At 57.6% G+C, this 20,938-nt stretch carries 19 protein-coding genes; 14 read left to right on the plus strand and 5 right to left on the minus strand.

Translation table 11 applies throughout. The annotated features are described in order from the left end of the window. Positions 1-79: 79 nt before the first annotated feature. Positions 80-760, plus strand: a complete 681-nt coding sequence (locus ACR3EG_RS12300) for a response regulator transcription factor (RefSeq protein WP_480496096.1) — start codon at positions 80-82, stop codon at positions 758-760. Next, positions 753-2,120 carry a sensor histidine kinase gene (locus ACR3EG_RS12305; protein ID WP_480501724.1) on the plus strand — a complete coding sequence of 456 codons (1,368 nt, stop codon included), beginning with the start codon at positions 753-755 and terminating at the stop codon, positions 2,118-2,120. Before ACR3EG_RS12300 ends, ACR3EG_RS12305 begins: the two co-directional genes overlap by 8 nt. Here ACR3EG_RS12305 and ACR3EG_RS12310 read toward each other — a convergent pair. From ACR3EG_RS12310 to ACR3EG_RS12320, 3 genes are read right to left on the minus strand one after another with little or no spacing between them, the layout of a single operon-like run. Continuing rightward, complete coding sequence (locus tag ACR3EG_RS12310) at positions 2,101-2,568, minus strand: CYTH domain-containing protein (RefSeq protein WP_170352972.1); 468 nt, start codon at positions 2,566-2,568, stop codon at positions 2,101-2,103. The genes ACR3EG_RS12305 and ACR3EG_RS12310 overlap by 20 nt on opposite strands. A 5-nt stretch (positions 2,569-2,573) precedes the next feature. Next, positions 2,574-3,320, minus strand: a complete 747-nt coding sequence (locus ACR3EG_RS12315; RefSeq protein WP_480496100.1) for a ParA family protein — start codon at positions 3,318-3,320, stop codon at positions 2,574-2,576. A gap of 3 nt (positions 3,321-3,323) precedes the next feature. Next, positions 3,324-4,832, minus strand: a complete 1,509-nt coding sequence (locus ACR3EG_RS12320) for a CHAD domain-containing protein (RefSeq protein WP_480496102.1) — start codon at positions 4,830-4,832, stop codon at positions 3,324-3,326. Between the two features lie 140 nt (positions 4,833-4,972). On the opposite strand from ACR3EG_RS12320, the gene ACR3EG_RS12325 reads away from it, so the two are divergent. Continuing rightward, positions 4,973-5,320, plus strand: a complete 348-nt coding sequence (locus ACR3EG_RS12325) for a TfoX/Sxy family protein (protein ID WP_480496104.1) — start codon at positions 4,973-4,975, stop codon at positions 5,318-5,320. A 53-nt stretch (positions 5,321-5,373) separates the two neighbouring features. Here ACR3EG_RS12325 and ndk read toward each other — a convergent pair whose 3' ends face one another. Together ndk and ACR3EG_RS12335 are read right to left on the minus strand one after the other, a co-directional pair. Beyond that, the gene (gene ndk / locus ACR3EG_RS12330; protein ID WP_170352964.1) at positions 5,374-5,796 is read right to left on the minus strand and encodes a nucleoside-diphosphate kinase; all 423 of its coding nucleotides are present in this window, start codon (positions 5,794-5,796) and stop codon (positions 5,374-5,376) included. 102 nt (positions 5,797-5,898) lie between these two features. Then, positions 5,899-7,101, minus strand: a complete 1,203-nt coding sequence (locus ACR3EG_RS12335; RefSeq protein WP_480496105.1) for a multidrug effflux MFS transporter — start codon at positions 7,099-7,101, stop codon at positions 5,899-5,901. A 104-nt stretch (positions 7,102-7,205) separates the two neighbouring features. On the opposite strand from ACR3EG_RS12335, the gene ACR3EG_RS12340 reads away from it, so the two are divergent. The 11 genes from ACR3EG_RS12340 to ACR3EG_RS12390 all read left to right on the plus strand — a co-directional run bounded on the left by ACR3EG_RS12340 (position 7,206) and on the right by ACR3EG_RS12390 (position 20,927). Beyond that, positions 7,206-9,056, plus strand: a complete 1,851-nt coding sequence (locus ACR3EG_RS12340) for an ABC-F family ATP-binding cassette domain-containing protein (RefSeq protein WP_480496107.1) — start codon at positions 7,206-7,208, stop codon at positions 9,054-9,056. Beyond that, positions 9,053-9,445, plus strand: coding sequence for an ACT domain-containing protein (locus ACR3EG_RS12345; RefSeq protein ID WP_480496109.1), 393 nt, complete (start codon positions 9,053-9,055; stop codon positions 9,443-9,445). The genes ACR3EG_RS12340 and ACR3EG_RS12345 overlap by 4 nt, the downstream gene beginning before the upstream one ends. Further along, entirely contained in the window at positions 9,442-10,062 is a 621-nt protein-coding gene (locus ACR3EG_RS12350; protein ID WP_480496111.1) for a MarC family protein, read from the plus strand. Before ACR3EG_RS12345 ends, ACR3EG_RS12350 begins: the two co-directional genes overlap by 4 nt. Positions 10,063-10,102: 40 nt before the next feature. Then, positions 10,103-10,684 carry a retropepsin-like aspartic protease family protein gene (locus tag ACR3EG_RS12355; RefSeq protein WP_209196497.1) on the plus strand — a complete coding sequence of 194 codons (582 nt, stop codon included), beginning with the start codon at positions 10,103-10,105 and terminating at the stop codon, positions 10,682-10,684. 48 nt (positions 10,685-10,732) lie between these two features. Beyond that, positions 10,733-11,353, plus strand: coding sequence for an ImuA family protein (locus tag ACR3EG_RS12360; RefSeq protein ID WP_480496113.1), 621 nt, complete (start codon positions 10,733-10,735; stop codon positions 11,351-11,353). Between the two features lie 65 nt (positions 11,354-11,418). After that, entirely contained in the window at positions 11,419-12,633 is a 1,215-nt protein-coding gene (locus tag ACR3EG_RS12365) for an MFS transporter (RefSeq protein ID WP_480496115.1), read from the plus strand. Further along, positions 12,630-13,226, plus strand: coding sequence for a YceI family protein (locus ACR3EG_RS12370; RefSeq protein ID WP_353393059.1), 597 nt, complete (start codon positions 12,630-12,632; stop codon positions 13,224-13,226). Before ACR3EG_RS12365 ends, ACR3EG_RS12370 begins: the two co-directional genes overlap by 4 nt. 70 nt (positions 13,227-13,296) lie before the next feature. Continuing rightward, complete coding sequence (locus ACR3EG_RS12375) at positions 13,297-14,532, plus strand: MFS transporter (protein ID WP_480496117.1); 1,236 nt, start codon at positions 13,297-13,299, stop codon at positions 14,530-14,532. Positions 14,533-14,638: 106 nt separating this feature from the next. Continuing rightward, the gene (metG, locus tag ACR3EG_RS12380; protein WP_480496119.1) at positions 14,639-16,357 is read left to right on the plus strand and encodes a methionine--tRNA ligase; all 1,719 of its coding nucleotides are present in this window, start codon (positions 14,639-14,641) and stop codon (positions 16,355-16,357) included. Between the two features lie 292 nt (positions 16,358-16,649). After that, a complete protein-coding gene (locus tag ACR3EG_RS12385; protein WP_480947284.1) occupies positions 16,650-17,786 on the plus strand; it encodes an efflux RND transporter periplasmic adaptor subunit in 1,137 nt (378 codons plus the stop codon). Between the two features lie 3 nt (positions 17,787-17,789). Then, positions 17,790-20,927, plus strand: a complete 3,138-nt coding sequence (locus ACR3EG_RS12390; RefSeq protein ID WP_480496123.1) for an efflux RND transporter permease subunit — start codon at positions 17,790-17,792, stop codon at positions 20,925-20,927. Positions 20,928-20,938 lie beyond the last annotated feature (11 nt).

Below are 20,938 nucleotides of genomic sequence, written 5' to 3' on the forward strand. Positions count from 1 at the left end.
ACCCGGCACGTTCTTTCCCCAAACACAGTGCGTGACCCGACATTCTGTGGTTAAATTCAAAGTGAAAGGAGTTCGCATCATGAGCCGTCGCCTGTTGATCGTCGAAGATGACGCAGACACCCGCGAGTTCATCGCCAAAGGCTTTGGCGAGGAAGGCTATGTGGTCGAACAGGCCGCAGATGGCCGCGAGGGCCTGTACCATGCCACCGATGGCGGGTTCGATGCCATCGTGCTGGACAGAATGTTGCCGGGACTGGACGGATTATCTCTGATCCGTTCCCTTCGGGCTGCCGGAATGAAGACCCCGGTGTTGATGCTTACCGCGATGAGCGCCGTGGATGAGCGGGTCAAAGGGCTGCGGTCTGGCGCGGACGACTATCTGGTAAAACCATTTTCTTTCCATGAGTTACACGCCCGTATTGAAGCACTTTTAAGGCGACCGCAGGAATCTGAGGAGAGCGCGACACTGACCTGTCGCGATCTCGAAATGGATCTGCTGACCCGCAAGGTAACGCGCGAAGGACACGAGATCACGCTGACACCGCGCGAGTTTCAGATCCTCGAATACTTCCTGCGACGCAAGAACAGGGTGGTGTCCCGCACCATGTTGCTCGAAGGTGTGTGGGATTATCATTTCGACCCGAACACCAATGTTGTGGACGTCCATATCTCAAAACTGCGGAGGCAGTTGGATGAGGACGGGCGAACACCATTGATTGAAACCGTCCGCGGTGCGGGTTACATGATATCTGATGGATAACATACGGCTTTCGTTCAACAATTCCAGGACGCGCCTTGTCTTGGCCAGTATGATCCTCAGCACATTGCTGACGGCGACGGTGCTTGCGCTGGTCTATGTGACAGCAAATCGCAGCATCGAGGGCGAAACGCGGTCGGTTGTGTCTGCAGAATTGACTGGCTTGGCGGATGAGTACGAGCGTCGGGGATTGATCGGATTATTAACGGCCATTGAGCGCCGCTTGCCCTCGGCGTCAGAACGAGATGCGCTTTACCTGCTAACTGATCGATTTGGCGCGAAACTTGCTGGTAACCTGAAACAGTGGCCAGTCGATATCACCGCGGGCAGCGGTTGGGTCGAACTTGAGCTCCACCGGGCGGACAATGACCAGTTGGTACCGATTTCGGCGGCTTCGATCCGCCTACCTGGTGGAGAACGACTCTTGGTCGGTCGAGACGCGTTGGCGCGGCAACAATTTGACCGGGTTTTGTTACGTTCGGTTGGAATAGCGCTGGGAATTGCCCTGGCGCTGAGTGTTTTGACCGGATGGTTGTTTACCAGGTTGGTCTTTTCACGCCTGTCCGACATTGCCAGCACCGCGGAAAACATAGTCTCTGGGGACTTGTCCCGCAGAATGCCAATGCGCGGGACCGGAGACGAGTTTGATCAGGTGGCTGGAACACTGAACACGATGCTGGACCGCATCGAGGAATTGATTAGCAATCTGCGCACGACTTCGAATTCCATTGCTCATGACCTCCGCTCCCCCCTGTCGCGTCTCAAACAAAGGGTCGAGGCGTTGTCAGACCCTGCCAAAACCGATCACGAAAGAGAAATCGATGTCGCCCGTGCGTCCGTTGAAATCGACCATGTTTTGCGCGTGCTGGGTCAATTGACCGAGATTTCACGCGCCGAAGCCGGTGTCGGTCGTGAACAGTTCGCAACCGTCGATCTGCAGCAGCTTGTCGGAGATGTTGTGGAACTCTATGAACCGGTCGCCGCTGATCAGGGGTCAAATCTTGAAGTTGTGGGGTCGGTCGCTCCGATACAGGGTCACCGTCCACTGTTGTCTCAGGCGTTGTCCAACTTGCTCGAGAACGCCCTGCGATATGCTCCTGAAAACACAGCAATAACTGTAACAGTCAGCGAAGATGGGCCTAACGCCGTTCTTAGCGTTCGTGACCACGGCCCCGGAGTTCCACCAGAAGATCTGCCGCGCTTGCAAGTGCCATTTGTCACGCTGGATCCTGCCCGTACCGAGCGTAACGCAGGGCTTGGATTGGCCCTTGTCGCCGCGATTTCACATATGCATGGCGGTGCCTTCACTGCGCGTAATTGCAACCCCGGCCTTGAGGCGACGATCAAACTGGCACGCCATTAATCGCCATTATTTTGTTCTTGTAGCGTTTATCTTCCGTGACGTCCGCGCCAAACCAGTCCGGAGGCGCATAGGCCAGCGCCTCGGGTTCAGAAAGGAATTCCACCTCGACCAGGCGCAACGGGGCGAGATCGCCGAAGAAGATATCCAACTCGAACACCCGACCATCTTCCATGCGGCCCGTGTACCTCTCTTTTTCGACCCGACGTCCGTCAGTTTCAGGCCAGAAGGTCTCAAATTGCTCTGCCGATATCTCTGCCTCACGTTCGATCCGTACCAATGACCCGGCGCCCTTTAACGTCAGGTAGTAGCGGTCGCCTTTTTGCCGCAGGCGCAGCTCGGTGGAATCATCAGGTGCAGTCAAATAACCCTGACGCACCACTGCCCTTTCAGCCCTGCTCAGATCGGGCAGTTCCGCCACCAGGAATTTACGTTCAATCTCGGCGCTCATCTTTTTTAAACCAAACCATCTTCCAGTTCATCGAACAATGCCTGATAAGCTGCACAGGCTTGGCTGCGCGGAGCGTAGATACTGATCGGTGCGCGGTTCTGGCCCATACGCTCAATATCTGCGGCAAACGGAATTACGGTCTGCAAAAACCTTTTGCGGTACTGTTTGCGCATGCTTTCCATCGTTTCTTGGTGCAAGGACTTGCGTTGCTGAACCATCGAAAAGAAAGCCTTTATCTTCTTTCTGGGCAACTTCTTTTGCTCGAAGAAGCCAACCAACTGATCGAAAGTTCGTTCAGACAAAGTAGTGGGTATGACGGGCACGACGATCTGATCCGCTGCCTTGAAAATGTTCTCGGACAGGGTCGAAAAGTTCGGTGGGCAATCCAGTATGATTACGTCGTAGTCGCTCCCTGCACCAACCAAGGCCTTTTTCAACCGCGAGCGCTTGTTGCGCATACGCGACAGAAACACGTCGAAGTCCCTAAATGTCATGTTGGCAGGCAGCACATCAAGCCCGTCGAAGTCGCTGGCACGGATGGATTTTGTAAACCTCTCAACGTCTTCGAAGAACGTGGCCTGGGTTAGCTTTTTGGACGGTTTGACGCGCAGATAAAAGCTGGATGCCCCCTGCGGATCAAGATCACACAAAAGAACAGTATGCCCGTCCTTGGCAAAAGCGTAAGCTAGGTTAACTGACGTCGCGGTCTTACCAACCCCGCCCTTATTGCTGTAACAGGCAATGATTTTCACGCCTTAATCCTCCTTGTGGTGAAACAGGCTGCGAAACGTGTTTCTAACTTGTGGGCTATCGAAGTTCTGGAAGTTAGCAATCACCCGCGCGCGCTCGACTTTTTGCCTTTGATCCAAGACGGCGATCAGGCCTCCGACAGCCATCGCCAATTGCGCATCCGCTCGGTGCTGGGTGTTTGTCCGCTGCTGGATAAAGTCAATTAACGCCTCTTGCTGAACCGCGGCGTCATTAAAAAAACCAAGGTTATCTTGCAATTTTTTCAGAGGCTTGAGGATTTTTTTGAAAGCACTTTGGTCAAAGAGTGGGCCAAAAAACTCCATCAGGTAGCGTAACTTTTTGCAGTCAATCCTAAGATCATGAACCAAAGCATCTGGTGTTTCCCGAGTGATCATGCGTGCGCGTTTACAGACTTTGCGATAACGCTTCCAAATCAACGCACAGGCGTAGTCATAAGCGCCGCGCTGCGCGTTGGGGCCGGGCTCAAAGTTGGATGGATCTGAAAACAGCTTCAAAGTCGCGCTGATGTGTTTCTTGTATTTCGCTGATCGCAAACGCCTACACAACGCGGCGTGTACCTGCTTTCTCTCGTCTTCAAGCATTGTAAACATGATACCCGCGCCCTCATGAAGACTTGGTGGTAACAATTTGAAATAATTATTCTTCTCTAGCAGATAGACATCCAGATCCCGCACCCGCCCGGTTGGTGCCATAAGATCAGAAAACGTTCGTTTCAACTTGATGGTTTGCTGCTCGGAAAACACGCCTTTAAACAGGCTGAGAACTGACCGCACGCGCCGCAGGGACACGCGGTAGTCGTGAAGAAACTCGGTGTCGATGTCCGCAAGCAACCCCGCCTCATTCTGCCGCGCGACGGTCAGGAAAGTATGGATCAGGTCAGTCGCCACCTCGACCGAAGGTTCGGTCTTTCCCAGTCTTATTTCTGGTTTTGCCCGGTAAGGAACAGCGTCTGGAAAGAGGGCAACATACAGAGATTTCAGTCCAACATTCACGTCTAAATCTATGTTATTAAGCAATAATTGAAATGTTCGATCATAGCCTTTCATCCGTTCGAATGTAAGAATACAGGCTTGGCCGTGCTCTGACGTCAACGTTGTCAACACCCCCCGCACCTGCGTTTTTTGCAGGTCGTCTAAGACAGATAAATCTTGGGTCGACATCACACCTGATCCGATGCGCATAAACGCTCGCAGTTTCGGAAAATCACCCAGTGCATCGCGAACGGGGCCAGCAGTAAGATCGCTTAGAAAACAGCCTTCTGCCCGACCTTTCTGCGTCAAGACCATACCGTCGCCGACCAATTTCAGTTCATCGGATATCTGGAAAAGTGCGCGACCCGTGGCCCGGATTGACTGGTCGTGACAATCCAAGACATGAAAAGGCTGGTGCGAAAGCCCGTTTTCGACCGATAAAACATACCCTTTCAGGCGTGACGAAATACGCCGCGCGTCAAAGCCGCCTGCCAAAATGAAAACAGCGTCAGTATCCGTCATCGCAAACAACCCCTGCCCGATGAGACAAGACACTGTCAGGAGATGGCGATTCCGCCCCGAAATCAACCCTTTCTCACGCCTGCACAGGGCTTGGCGAACTTGCCGATGACAGAGCGGACGCAACGGGCTAAGACGAGACTATGTCTGATCCTGTTTCCTCGATCCGAAACCTTGGCCCTGCATTCGAACAAGCCTGTGCCCGCGCCGGCATCCATTCGGCACAGCAGTTGCGCGATCTGGGTGCGGATGCAGCTTATACCCGCCTACTGCGCAGTGGCTCGCGCCCACATTTCATCGGCTATTACGTGCTGGTGATGGGGCTGCAGGGGCGTCCATGGAACGATTGCAAAGGCGAGGAGAAGAAGGCGCTGCGCAAACGGTTCGATGCGATCAAGGCCGGGGTCAGTACCGCGCCTGAGATGCAGATCCTCGCTGATCTGGATGCGATCGGCGTGCGAGTCTCGGCTGCAGACCTCAAACCCGAATGAAAAAGGCCGCCCCCGGTGACGGGAACGGCCCTGAATTCTGCGGTGGCTAAGGTTTAGCCGACCAGTTCGATGCCCGAGAAGAAATAGGCGATCTCAACAGCTGCGGTCTCAGGTGCGTCGGAACCGTGGACCGAGTTTTCGCCAACCGATTCAGCAAACTCGGCACGGATGGTGCCGGCCGCTGCGTCTGCAGGGTTGGTTGCGCCCATGACTTCGCGGTTCTTGGCAATGGCGCCTTCGCCTTCCAGAACCTGAACAACAACCGGAGCCGACGACATGAATTCGCACAGCTCGTCATAGAACGGACGCTCGGCGTGGACTTCGTAGAACTTGCCAGCTTGTTCCTTGGTCATGTGGATGCGCTTTTGCGCAACGATGCGCAGGCCCGCGTCTTCGAACTTGGCGTTGATCTTGCCAGTCAGGTTACGGCGGGTTGCATCGGGTTTGATGATCGAGAATGTGCGTTCCAGTGCCATATTGGCCTCTCCTTTCAATGTGGCGCGTGGTGTGCGCCGAAATCCATCGCGCGCCGCGTAGCACGGTATGTGCTTTATGAAAAGCACTATGTGACGTGGCGCTTAGATCGTGTCGGGTAGCGGGTCACGCAAGTCCACCCGGCGGACATACAGGATGGACGAAAGCCCGGCGAAACTGCTGGCGCACATCATGCCCAAAACAACAAAGGGCGCGTTTTGCGCCGTGACCAGCGCGCCCGTGGCCATTGTCAGCAACGCGCCAAGCGCCACGGTCATCGCCCCCGACAGCCCCGCCGCGCTGCCCGCCAGTTGCGGACGCACTGACATCAGCCCGGCGGTCGCATTGGCCACCGTCAACCCGTTGCCGAACCCCACCAGAATTGCCGAGCCGAAAAAGGTCCAGACGCTGCCGCCCTCGGCTGCGAAAACCAAGTATCCCATCAATGGCCCGACCGAGGCTATCACCCGCCCCGTTAAAATCATGGAGTTCAACCGGACCCGCGTCGCTAGACGCCCGGTCAGGTAGCTGCCCGCCATGAACCCCAGCGTGATGATCCCGATCCCCAATCCCAGCAGCGCGGGGTTCAGGTCGAACCACGTCGCCGCAACTAAGGGCGCGCCGGTGATGAAGGCGTAGAACCCGCCAATCGAAAACGCGGCGCAGAAGGAATAGCCCCAGAACCGGCGTGAGTTGAAGAGCTGCGGATAAAGCCTCATCTGCGCGGCGAAAGTGGCAGTTGTGTTTGTGTTGGTCTCGCCCAGATCGACCCAGATCAGCGCCAAGAGGCCCGAGCCGAGCAGAACATACAAAACAAACCCCGCGCGCCAGCCAAACAGCATCTCAAGCAGACCGCCCAGCATCGGCCCCAGCATTGGGGCAAGCGCCATGGCCATCGAAACATAGCCTAGTTTGGCGGCAGCCTCATTCGGTGGGTGCATGTCGCGGATCGCCGCGCGGGCCAGCACCTGCCCCGCGATCACCGCGCCCTGTAGCATTCGGAACCCAAGGAACACCCAGATCGACTGCGCCAGCGCACAGCCGATTGACGCCACGACGAAGATAACCATGCAGACCAGCAAAACCGGCCTGCGCCCGAAGCGGTCGGACAAAGGCCCCATGATCAGCTGCAGCGCCGCCGACAGCGCCAGATAGCCCGCGACCGACAGGTTCACCAAGGCATACTCCGCCTGCAACGCCTCACCAATACTGGGCAGAGACGGCAGGAACATGTTCAGTGAAAGCACTGACAACCCGGTCAGCAGGACCAGTGTGATCATCGACGGTGGTGTCTGCGCGGGCTTCATCGAGGGTTCCAGTTCACTCAAACATGTCAGCGCTATCACACTGATCGCACGATGAACATGCCAAGCCGCTGGCGGCGGCATCACGGCTCTGCTAAGAGCGGCCCATGCTACGGATCGAAGACATAAATTACGCCGTCGAAGGCCGCCCCTTATTCGATGGGGCCAGTGCAACCATTCCCGATGGGCACAAGGTTGGGCTTGTGGGCCGAAATGGCACCGGCAAGACAACTCTATTCCGCTTGATCCGAGGGGAACTGGCGCTGGAATCGGGCAATATCGTGCTGCCCAAACGCGCGCGGATCGGCGGTGTGGCGCAAGAGGTGCCCTCGTCCGATGTCTCGCTGATCAATACCGTTCTGGCCGCCGATACCGAACGCGCCGCCCTGATGGCTGAGGCCGACAGCGCCACCGATCCGTCGCGCATTGCCGAAATTCAGACCCGTCTGGCCGATATCGACGCCTGGTCGGCCGAGGCACGCGCAGCCTCGATCCTCAAAGGTCTGGGATTTGACGACGAAGATCAGTTAAAACCTTGCTCGGATTTCTCGGGCGGCTGGCGGATGCGCGTGGCGCTGGCGGCGGTGCTGTTTTCGCAGCCCGATCTGCTGTTGCTGGACGAACCAACCAACTATCTGGACCTCGAAGGCGCGCTGTGGCTGGAAAGCTATCTGGCCAAGTACCCTCATACGGTCATTATCATCAGCCACGACCGAGGGCTGTTGAACCGCGCGGTGGGGTCGATCCTGCATCTGGAAGATCGCAAGCTGACCTACTACGCGGTGCCTTACGACAAATTCGCCGAACGCCGCGCCGAACGCATAGCTCAGGCGGAATCCGAGAACGCCAAGGCCAAGGCCCGCATTGCTCATCTGCAAAGCTTCGTGGACCGGTTCCGCGCCAAGGCCACCAAGGCCGTGCAGGCCCAGTCGCGCCTGAAGATGATCGAACGCATTCAGCTGGTCTCAACCCCGCAAGAGGCCGCCCTGCGCGCCTTTTCCTTCCCCGAGCCCGAGGAGCTGTCGCCCCCGATCATTCACCTTGAGGGCGGTATCACAGGCTATGGCGACACCGAAGTGCTGCGCCGTCTGAACCTGCGCATCGATCAGGATGACCGCATCGCCCTGCTGGGCAAGAACGGTCAGGGCAAATCGACACTGTCGAAACTGCTGTCCGACCGCCTACCCCTGATGGCAGGCAAGATGACCCGCAGCTCTAAGCTGCGCATCGGCTATTTCGCGCAGCATCAGGTGGATGAGCTGTATGTGGACGAGACCCCTCTGGACCATCTGCGCCGCCTGCGCCCGGATGAGGCGCCGGGCAAGTGGCGATCCCGTCTGGCCGGGTTTGGCCTGAATGCCGACCAGGCGGATACAGAGGTCGGGCGTCTGTCGGGCGGCCAGAAAGCACGCCTGTCGCTGCTGCTGGCCACGATCGACGCGCCGCATATGCTGATTCTGGACGAACCCACCAACCATCTAGATATCGAAAGCCGCGAAGCGCTGGTCGAAGCGCTGACTGCCTATTCCGGCGCGGTGGTTCTGGTCAGCCACGACATGCACCTGCTGTCACTGGTTGCGGATCGGCTGTGGCTTGTCTCGGACGGGTCGGTAAAACCGTTCGAGGGCGATTTGGAAGCCTATCGCGCCATGCTGCTGGCCCGCGATAAACCGGTCAAGGAAAAGCCAGCCGTCGCGAAGACAAAACGCCCCTCGCGGGATGCGATGCTGGCCCTTCGCGCCGATCTGCGCAAATGCGAAGACCGGATTGAGAAGCTGACGGATATGCATGAAAAGCTGTCTGCAAAACTTGCCGATCCGGCCTTGTATGAAGACGATCGGATCAACGATCTGGAAACCTGGAACCGCAAATTCGCTGAGGTGGTTGAAGCGATGCAAAAAGCCGAAGCCCTTTGGGTGTCCGCCGCAGAACGTCTGGAGGAAGCCGAAGCGTCATGACTTCCCCAGTCACCGAAACTAAAGACATGATTGCCGGTATGCGCCCCGCGCTTCAGCCCGGTGAATATGCCTTTGTCGTCTGGCCGCCCGACGCAGAATGGCCAGATGGCACGCGGGCTAGCTGCATCGAGGCCGAGGGCCTTTCGCTGATCGTTCCATTCGAGGCAGCGCAGAACGTCGCTGTACCTATGCGCTGCATTACCCTGCAGGTGCATTCCTCGCTTGAAGGTGTCGGCCTCACCGCTGCCGTCTCAAGTGCGCTTGCGCAAGCTGACATTCCGGCAAACATGGTTGCGGGGTATCACCATGACCATGTTTATGTTCCCAGCGATCAGGCCGATAAGGCCGTGGCAATCCTGACAGAACTTCAGGGCGGTGCCACAGAATGATCGACCTAGCCTTTTTCGTCACCGCATTCACCACCCTGTTCGTGGTGATCGACCCGTTTGGCACCACGCCCATCTTCGTGGCGCTGACACAGGATATGGATGCCGCAACACGCCGCAAAACCGCGATCCGCAGTTGCCTGACCGCTGTTTGCATCCTGATCGCCTTTGCTGCCTTTGGCGAGGCAGTGCTTGGCTTTGTTGGCATCTCGATGGAGGCGTTCCGCGTCGCTGGTGGCGCATTGCTGTTCCTGACCGCGCTGGACATGCTGTTCGACCGCCGCACCAAACGGCGTGAGGACCGGGCCGAGGAAGAGGAACACCCCGACCCGTCCGTGTTCCCGCTGGCCATTCCGTTGATCGCGGGACCGGGCTCGATTGCCACGATCATCCTGCTGGCCGGGCAGCACCCCGGCGTTCTGGGTATCGTCGAGGCTTGCATCGTCATGCTGGCCGTCATGGCCGTTGTTTTCGCCTTTTTCCTGTCGGGTGGCGTGATCGCGCGCATTCTGGGCAAAACCGGTTTGAACGTGCTGACCCGTTTGTTGGGAATGCTGCTGGCGGCTCTGTCTGTTCAGTTCATATTGGATGGTCTCAAAGCCTTTGGTTTTGCGTCCTGACCCCCATATATCTTTCAATAGAATTGGATAGGATGATGGTATGGACGGCGACAGCTTTGCACGTTTGGCATATTTGAGCCTGCTTGGCGCGGCTGTTGTGGCGTGGTTTTTTTCGCAAAACCGGCAATCCCTGAACAAAACCTTGCAACAGGCGATGGCCTGGGTGTTCATTTTTATTGGCGTTATCGCCGTGGTCGGCCTATGGGAAGACATCCGCTCAACTGTTGGTCCTTCTCCTCAGATGACCGTAACCGGCGAGGTGATCGAGGTCCCCCGTGCGTATGATGGTCACTACTATCTGCCGGTCGAGGTTAACGGCCAGTCGATCACCTTTCTTGTTGATACAGGAGCCAGCCAGATTGTGCTGGCCCAGCGCGATGCCGAACGTCTGGGCATTGATCCTGATCAGTTGAACTATATCGGCCGCGCCGCAACGGCGAATGGCGAGGTCCGGACGGCGCCGGTGCGTCTGGATACGCTGACGCTGGGCCCGGTTACAGACCGCAATGTCTCGGCCTGGGTGAATGAAGGAGAGCTGTTCCAGTCACTGCTGGGCATGGACTATCTGCATCTTTTCTCGAACATCCAGTTTGCGGATGGGCGCATGATCCTGTCTCGCTGACCTCAATTCTCCGTTGAGAACAAAGTGAGAACATGCTAACCTGAATGCATGTCTGCACATCTTCTTGATCGTAAGGCCAAACGCACAGCAGCGGGCCTGGCACTGCATCCTCAGATCACCTTACAACTGGGCCGCGTGCACGAAGCCTGTGGCCCTGCTCGACGCAGTTTTGCCACCTGGCTGGCCGGTCAGACGCAAGGTCCCGTGCTGTGGATTTCCCCCGCGTGGGAGCCGGGCCAGTTGAACCCTGACGGCATGATGCCCTTTGTCGATCCCGGCCGCTTCATCTTTGTCCACCCAACCCGCGCCGAGGATATTTTATGGTGTCTGGAAGAGGCCCTGCGCAGCGGGGCGATCCCGCTGATCATCGGTGACCTGCCTGGTGCGCCCAGCCTGACACCCGTGCGCCGAATGCATCTGGCCGCCGAACAGGGGGGCACGCTGGGGCGGGCTCCGCTGGGGCTGTTGCTGACACCGGGTGATGGCGGCGCGCAGGGGGTTGAGACGCGTTGGCACATGGCCGCTGATCATGCCCAAGAAGCGCGCCGCTGGACCCTAACCCGCCGCCGTGCCCGCGCCCTGCCCCCGATCACGTGGCACGCTACGCAGACCAAACCGCGCGCCGGATTGAACCTGCAAAGAACGGCAACCGACGAGGTATTGTCGTGACACCACAGCGTGATCACGAAAGAAGTGACTAGCCAACCCCCACCCCGCGCCCTAGCGTTCCGGGAATGAGCCACGCAATCCACGACAGCCGCTATTCTTGGCTACGCCTTACAATCACACTTGCCATCGCGATGGTGGCGAATGTGGGCATGTGGGCGGTCATCGTGGTCATGCCCGCGATCGAGACACAGTTCGACGCGGGGCGGGCCGAAGCCTCGCTGCCTTACGTTCTGACCATGATCGGCTTTGCGCTGGGGAACATGTGGCTGGGGCAACTGGTCGATCGGCTGGGTGTGACCAAAGCGTTGATCGGAGCGGCCGTGCTCAGCACCGTCAGCTATGTGCTGGCAACCCTTGCTCCGAACATGGTCATGCTGTCGCTGGCACATCTGTTGGTGGGGTTAGGCACCTCGATCGGGTTTGGTCCGCTGATCGCCGATATATCGCACTGGTTCATGAAGCGGCGCGGCATTGCCGTGGCACTGGTGGCCAGCGGCAACTACCTGTCGGGCGCGATCTGGCCGACCCTTCTGTCGGATATTCTGGCGCGCGACGGCTGGCAGCAGGTCTATCTGACGCTGGCCCTAATAACTCCGGTGATCGTCATCCCCCTGTCCCTATTGCTGCGACGTCAGGTTCCGGCCGAGGCGCATCAAACCGCAGCCGCGAGCGCCAGCATCAAGGCAAGCAGCGTCGGGATCTCACCACGCGCGTTGCAGTACATACTGGGTCTGGCTGGTATCGGGTGCTGCGTGGCGATGTCGATGCCGCAGGTTCACATCGTCTCGTATTGCGTCGGGCTGGGCTATGGGCCCGCCGTCGGGGCCGAGATGCTGTCACTGATGTTGCTAGGCGGCGTGGTCAGCCGCGTGATTTCCGGGATGGTGGCCGACAAGCTGGGCGGGCTGATGACCCTGCTGATCGGGTCAATACTGCAATGCATCGCCCTGTTTCTGTTCCTGCCCTATGACGGAATGGTTTCGCTTTACATCATCAGCCTCATGTTCGGACTGGCACAGGGCGGGATCGTGCCCAGCTATGCGCTGGTTGTGCGCGAATACATGCCCCCGCAAGAGGCCGGAGCCCGCGTGGGCTTTGTGATGATGATGACCATCATGGGGATGGCTCTGGGCGGCTGGATGTCAGGCTGGATTTACGACGTAACCGGAAATTATCAATTGGCCTTTATCAACGGCATTCTATGGAACGGGCTGAACATCGCAATCCTGCTGATGTTGCTGAAGCGCTCGCGCCCCCGCAGGCAGGAGGTCATGGCATGACCCAAGTAACACGACGCGCCGTGCTGGCAGGCTTGGCTGTACTGACCCTTGCGGGTTCAGCACTGGCTGCGCCGCGCACGTACCAATTGGTGCCGGATGGAACATCGGTCGATTTCACCTTTGACCTTTCCGGCATCTCACAATCCGGCACCATGCCCATCGAATCCGCCGACATTCGGATCGACCTGAACGACCTGCTGAACAGCCGTGTGGACGTGATCCTGAACGTCGCCAAAGCGCGGACCAAGCTGCCATTCGCCCGCAAACCCATGCTGAGCGAGAGCGTCCTAGATGCCGAAGGGTTTCCAACCATCCATTTTGTGTCAACAAGCGTACAACTTGGTGAAAGCGGCCGCATCTCTCAGGGTGCCAAGATCAGCGGGGATTTGACCGTTCGTGGGGTCACCCGCCCGATCGAGTTGAAAGCCGATCTGTTTCGCCCACCCGGCAGTGCCGCTGACAATCTGAACGATCTGTCCATCCGCCTGACCGGAGAGTTGAACCGGCACGATTTCGGAGCGTCAGGCTATGCTGATCTTGTACAGGACACCGTAGGCTTGGACATCCGGGCGGAAATCCAAAGCTCACAATAGCCGAAAAACGACGCGTCAAGGTCGATAAGCTGCGCGCATCTAGCTGCGGATGTCCCAAGGTGGTGTCGTTATGCGCACGATGATTTCTTTTGCCGCCCTGTTTCTTTCGGTTATACTGCTGCAGTTGTCGACCGGCGGCGTGGGGCCGCTTGACGCCATCTCGGGACTGACGCTGGACTTTTCAACCGAGCAGATTGGTATGCTCGGATCGGCTCATTTCATTGGCTTTTTTGTGGGTTGCTGGTGGGCGCCTCGTCTTATGGGCAGCGTGGGGCATTCCCGCGCCTTTGCTGTCTGTACGGCATTGGGCGCCATGGGGCTGCTGGGGCATACTCTGACAGAAAACCCGAACGTCTGGGCCGTGCTACGGATCGCGTCAGGCACCTGTGTCGCTGGGTGCTATACAGTGATCGAGGCCTGGCTGAACGCCAAGGTCACCAACGAGTCGCGTGGCCGTGTCATGGGCAGTTACCGCATCGCCGATCTGGGCGCGTCGCTTTGTGCCCAGTTGATCATCGCCGTGCTGCCGCCCGCATCTTATGTCTCATACAACTTGCTGGCCATTTTATGCTGTGCCTCGCTGTTGCCGCTGACCTTGACCAAGGCCAGCCAACCTAAAACACCCGACGCGCCTCGCCTGCGTCCTAAATTGGCATGGCGCAGTTCACCACTGGCTGTGGCGGGCGTGATCGTCGCGGCGCTCAGCTCGGCATCCTTCCGTATGGTCGGGCCGGTCTATGGGCAAGAGGTCGGACTTGGCGTCGACCAGATTGCTTTCTTTCTGGCGTCCTTCGTTCTGGGCGGGGCACTGGCGCAATACCCGGTGGGTTGGTTGGCCGACAAGTATGACCGTCGCTGGGTGTTGATCTGGCTGTCTGCCGCAGCGGTTCTGAGTTGCGGCATCACAATGGCAGCCGGTGGGGCGGGAACCATAGGCGTGATGCTGGCTGCGGGTATCTTTGGATTGACGACTTTCCCGATTTTCTCCGTCTCGTCTGCACACGCAAACGACTTTGCCACAACCGAAGAACGGGTCGAGCTTTCTGCCGCATTGATGTTCTGGTTTGCGCTGGGTGCGATTGCCTCACCCTATGTATCGTCTAACCTGATTCAGCAGTTCGGCCCCGGCGCGTTGTTTGCTTTTGTTGCTTTGGGTCATGTCTTCCTGATCGTATTTGGCCTGGCACGAATGCGGTCGCGTCCGACACCGGATGAGCGAACAAATTATGTCTACGCTCCGCGAACATCCTTCACGATTGGGCGGCTGCTGAAACGGTCACGTGAGGCAGACAAAAACAACCCCTGAACCGGGCGAATTGAGTTAACAATTAACGCCACACGCAAAAGCCGGGCTTTTGCTGCCCGGTTACATAAGGTAGACGGGCGCGCAGACAGTTACGTGGACACGCAAAATGGCTCGGATTCTCATCACCTCGGCGATCCCCTACATCAACGGGATCAAGCACCTCGGCAACCTGATCGGCTCGCAGCTGCCGGCTGATCTGTACGCGCGCTATCAGCGTGGCCGCGGGAATGAGGTGATGTTCCTGTGCGCCACCGACGAACACGGCACCCCGGCCGAGCTGGCCGCCGCCAAGGCGGGTAAGCCTGTGGCCGAATACTGCGCCGAGATGCATGGCGTTCAGGCCGATATCGCAAACCGGTTCGGACTGAGCTTTGATCACTTTGGGCGCTCGTCAAGCGATCAGAACAAGCACCTGACACAGCATTTCGCGGGCAAACTGGACGAGGCCGGGCTGATCCGTGAGGTCAGCGAAAAACAGGTCTATTCCAACGCCGATGGCCGGTTCCTGCCCGACCGCTATATCGAGGGTACCTGCCCCAATTGCGGCTATGACCGCGCACGCGGCGATCAGTGCGAGAACTGTACCAAACAGTTGGACCCCACCGACCTGATCGAGCCGCGCAGCGCGATCAGCGGTTCGACTGATCTTGAGGTCCGCGAGACCAAGCACCTGTATCTGCGTCAATCCGCGATGAAAGATCAGCTGGACGCGTGGATCGACAGCAAAGCTGACTGGCCAATCCTGACCACCTCGATTGCCAAGAAATGGTTGCATGACGGAGACGGCCTGCAAGATCGCGGCATCACCCGCGATCTGGACTGGGGCGTTCCGGTCAAGAAAGGCGATCAGTACTGGCCGGGGATGGAAGGCAAAGTCTTCTATGTCTGGTTCGACGCGCCGATCGAATATATTGCCTGTGCCAAGGAATGGGCCGATGCCAGCGGCAAACCGGATGCCGAGTGGGAACGTTGGTGGCGCACCGACAAAGGCGCAGATGACGTGCGCTATGTGCAGTTCATGGGCAAAGATAACGTACCCTTCCATACGCTCAGCTTCCCGGCCACCATTCTGGGATCAGGCGAGCCGTGGAAGATGGTCGATCACCTGAAGTCCTTCAACTACCTGAACTATGATGGTGGCCAGTTCTCGACCTCTCAGGGTCGTGGCGTGTTCATGGATCAGGCGCTTGAGATCCTGCCCGCCGATTACTGGCGCTGGTGGCTGCTGAGCCATGCACCCGAAAGCAGCGACAGCGAGTTCACATGGGAAAATTTCCAGCAGTCGGTGAATAAGGACCTGGCCGACGTGCTGGGCAACTTTGTCAGCCGGATCACCAAGTTCTGCCGTTCGAAATTTGGTGAGGCAGTGCCTGAGGGTGGCGTTTTTGGTGAGCGTGAACAGGAACTTATCGCAGAGCTCACCCGCCGGGTCCGCGCCTATGAAGGTTTTATGGAAACGATGGAGGTCCGCAAATCAGCGCAAGAACTGCGTGCGATTTGGGTCGCGGGCAACGAATACCTGCAATCCGCCGCGCCGTGGTCAACCTTCAAGGAAGACCCGGCACAGGCTGCCGCACAAGTACGCCTTGGTCTGAACCTGATCCGACTGTACGCCGTGTTAAGCGCACCGTTCATCCCCACCACCTCGGCTCGGATGCTGAGCGCGATGAACACGCTGGACACCGAGTGGCCAGAAGACATTGCAGCCGCGTTGAACGCTCTGCCCGCTGGTCATGAATTTGCTGTTCCAGATGTTCTTTTCGCCAAGATTACCGATGAACAGCGCGAAGACTGGCAAACTCGTTTTGCTGGCACCCGCGACTGACGATTCACGACATCACAAGAACACAGGGGGCCTTGATGGCCCCTTTTTCGTTTAGGGTCGCCTCAATTCAGCACATCAGTGAGTAAATATAAGGATCATCAGCATAATTTCCGCAACCAAAAGCCGTCTCGCAGCGTTCAACATGCTTGAGAAATCAACTTAAAACCGCCATCCTCACAGAGAGTTTAGTCGACTCGGCCGCCCTGCAAGTGCCGAGGCGCGTACAGTTTACTTCAGTGAGGCGATTGCAATGCCCCTTTCACAGACGATTTCCAGACTCTGCCTATCCAGCGTGACGCCGGCTTTCGTGCGGCGCACGACCGCGGCGGCTTTGATCGGGGTGGCATCAACAGCCACGGCGCAAGACCAAAGCGAAGCCCCGCCGCCCAAGGTTTCTATTGCAGCGGCCTACACTCAGGAAATAACCGAGGAAGCGACGTTTATCGGCCGCGCCGAGGCGCTGGACAAAGTCGATATTGTTGCCCGCGTCAGCGGTTTTCTGGACAGCCAGAACGTCGAAGACGGGGCGTTGGTACAAGAAGGCGATCTGCTGTTCACAATCGAACCAGACCTTTACCAAGCGACATTGGACGCCAGGAATGCGGATCTGGACCGCGCTGAAGCGAACTTGGAATTGGCCAAGGTCGAACTGGCTCGTAAACAGGAACTCTATGAACGGGATGCCACACCAGAATCTGAGCGTGATATCGCGCGTGCCAACGAACTGGTCGCCGAGGCCGAAGTCAAATCCGCAAAGGCAGCGATCCAGCAGGCTGAACTGGATCTGAGCTATACCCAGATACACGCCCCCTTTACCGGCCGCATTGGCCGCGTCGCTATCAGTGTCGGCGACGTCGTTGGCCCCACAAACCCGCCATTGGTTAATATCGTCAGCGAGGCGCCGATTTACGTCAATTTCTCGCTGAACGAAAAACAGTTCACCTCGGTTTTGGAAACGGTTGGCGAAAATGCAGCCACTCTGGCCGAAAGCAACAAAAGTCCGGTCGTCAAGTTGATCCTGCCCAACGGATCAGAGTTGGACGAGACCGGCCAGATCGTGTTCGTTGACAACCGCATCGACCCACTCACCGGCGCAATCACGATGCGCGCCGAATTTCAAAATGATAAACGTCTGATCGTGGATGGGGCTTTCTTGTCCGTACAGATTGAAGCACTCGAACCCACCCTGGAAGTTCTGGTTCCGCAAGCTGCACTGCAACGCGACCAGCGTGGTGACTTTGTTCTGGTGGTGAATGACCAGCAAATGGTTGAACAACGCTACATCACCACAGGCACGACCGAAGGGACAGCGATCATTGTAAAGGATGGTCTGCGTGAAGGTGAAAGCGTGATCGTTGAGGGCCTGCAGCGGGTGCGTCCCGGCGTGGCTGTAGATGCTGTAGTCGCCTCTGAGCAGCCGGGAGAGTAAAGAATGTTCTCTGCCCTGTTCATCAGCCGGCCCAAGCTGGCACTTGTTATTTCGTTGGTGCTGACCATCATGGGCGGTATCGGCTATCTGGTTCTGCCAGTTGCGCAATTTCCAGACATCACACCGCCCGTGGTTAGCGTTTCGACCACGTACACCGGCGCCAATGCCGAAACCGTAGAAAACACCGTCGCCGCGCCGATCGAGGCTCAGGTCAATGGTGTGGACGACATGATCTATATGACGTCGACTTCATCGGATAACGGCTCCTACTCGTTGAATGTCACATTCGAGGTCGGCACCGACCCCGATATCGCATCTGTCAACGTGCAGAACCGCGTGGCGCAAGCGATGTCGTCGTTGCCGACGGAAGTGACCTCGTCCGGTGTCGTGACCCAGAAGGCATCCACCAATATGCTGCTGTTGGTGACACTGACGTCGCCAAACGGGACATATGACAGTGTTTTCCTTTCCAACTATGCCTCAATCAATCTCAAAGACGCGCTGGCGCGGGTTCAGGGGGTAGGCAAAGCGGATGTTCTGACCAATCTGGAATACGCGATGCGCATCTGGATGGACCCTGACAAAATGGCCGGCCTGTCCATCACACCCGGCGACGTGATCAGCGCCATTCGAGAACAAAACGTCGAGGTTTCGGCAGGCTCAATCGGCGCACCTCCGGTGCCTGAAGGGCAAACGTTTCAATATACTATCAAAACCAAAGGACGCCTGACATCCGCCAACGAGTTCGGTGAGATTGTCATTCGCACCGGAGATGCAGGCGCCATCGTGCGTGTCAAAGACATCGCCCGGGTCGAGCTTGGGGCACAGTACTACGCCGCTTCGGGCTATTTCCAAAGCGTACCTGCGACCGTAATAGGCATCTATCAGGCCCCCGGCGCGAATGCGCTGGCAGTTTCTGAACGGGTGCAGGCTGAACTTGACCGGCTGTCTCGGTCATTCCCGACAGATGTAGAATATGCTGTGCCGTTCAATACCACCGACTTTGTTGAACAATCGCTGAACGATGTGGTCTCCACCCTGATCCTGACATTCATTTTGGTGATCTCGGTGGTGTTTGTCTTTCTTGGCAGTTGGCGGGCAACCATCATTCCAGCGGTCGCAATCCCCGTGTCTTTGATCGGGACCTTTGCCTTCTTACTGCTATTTGGAATGTCCCTGAACACGATTTCGCTGTTCGCCTTGGTTTTGGCCATCGGGATCGTGGTCGATGACGCCATTGTGGTGGTCGAAAACGTCGAGCGTATCATCGCAGAAGAAGGCCTGCCTCCGGCCGAGGCGACCCGCAAGGCGATGGGCCAGATCACCGGTCCCGTCATCGCGACGACGCTGGTTCTTTTGGCGGTTTTCGTCCCCGTGACCTTCATGCCCGGCATCTCGGGGCGGCTCTACTCGCAGTTCGCCGTGACGATCTCGACCGCGGTTGTGATCTCATCAATCAACGCATTGACGCTGTCGCCCGCGCTTTGTGGTCTTGTGCTGCGCGCACGATCTGGTCCACCAACAGGGTTGCTGGCTGTGTTCGAGCGGTTCATCGGTTCGGTGCGTTCAGGCTATGTCGCCATCGTGCGCCGGTTGCTGATCCTGCCGATCGTTGCGCTGGGGATCATCGTAGCTTTGGCGATGGGGACCGGGACAATCATGTCCAAAACCTCCAGCGGGTTCCTGCCGCTTGAAGATAACGGCTACTTGTTCGTCGATGTGCAATTGCCCGATGCGGCAACTCTGGAACGTACCGAAGTTGTCACCAAGCGCGTGGATGACCAAATCCGGGAAATTCCGGGTGTGGCCAACACGGTTCTGATTAACGGCTTCTCGATCCTGAACGGGACGTCGACCAACGGTGCCGCGATCTTTGTGAACCTCGACAACTGGGACGAGCGTCAGGAAGACGACCTGAGCGCAAATGCCATTCTGGAGAAGGTGCTGGCCATTGCATATGGCGAGACCGCTGCATCCATAGTGGCCTTTAACCCACCCCCCATTCAGGGCCTTGGCAACTCGGCCGGGGTCGAGATGGAAGTCCAGCAAACCGGTGGGGGCACCCCACAGGACCTAGCCTCGGCCGTTGGCTCGTTCGTCTATGCCGCGAACCAGCGCCCCGAGATTGGGCAAGCCTACACAACCTTCCGGGCGAACGTGCCGCAGCTGTTCGTCGATCTGGACCGTGAAAAGGCCAAGACACTGCAAGTGTCAGTCGCCGAAGTGTTCCAGACCATGCAAGCGCAATTGGGATCCTACTACGTCAATGATTTTAACCTGTTCGGACGGGTGTATCGTGTGATGATCCAAGCCGATGGGACGTATCGGGACAATGTCGACGATATCTCGAACCTGTATGTGCGGTCGCAAAAGGGCGAAATGGTTCCTCTGGGCACTCTGATCGACGTTGAAAACGTACTGGGCCCTGTTTTGCTGAAACGTCACAACCTGTTCCGTTCGGCCACGGTCACGGCTGTCCCGGCCGAGGGGCTATCGACCGGCGACGCCATCTCTGTCATGACCGAAGAATCTGCAAGCGCCCTGCCCCCCGGATACGCGTTTGAATGGACCGGTACGGCCCAGCAGCAGCTGGCCTCGGGCGGTCTGGTGATCGTGATCCTTGGACTGGCGATCTTGTTCGGATACCTGTTCCTTGTCGGACAATACGAAAGCTGGTCGCTTCCAGTTTCCATTCTGCTGTCTGTGATTGTCGCGCTTTTCGGAGCGGTCGCTGCCGTGGCTATCGTTGGCAGCGACATCAACCTGTATACGCAGATCGGGATGATCATGCTTGTGGGGCTGGCGTCTAAGAACGGTATCCTCATCGTTGAATTCGCGATGGAACAGCGCGCCAAAGGACTATCGGTTAAAGAAGCCGCCGCCGAAGCTGCGCATCAGCGTTTCCGCGCGGTGATGATGACAGCGCTATCGTTCCTTTTGGGGGTCGTTCCACTATTGGCCGCTAACGGAGCAGGTGCAGCCAGCCAGAAAGCGATTGGTGTGGCTGTGTTCGGCGGAATGCTGGCCGCTACCCTCATCGGCGTGATCCTCGTCCCAGTTCTATACGCCTTGCTGCAAGGCTTGCGAGAATGGATAAAGGGCACCAAGGATGATCCTGGCCCCGCTGAGGAAACCGCCTGAACCCAAAAGCC

The sequence above is a fragment of the Ruegeria sp. AM7 genome (genome assembly GCF_056535965.1).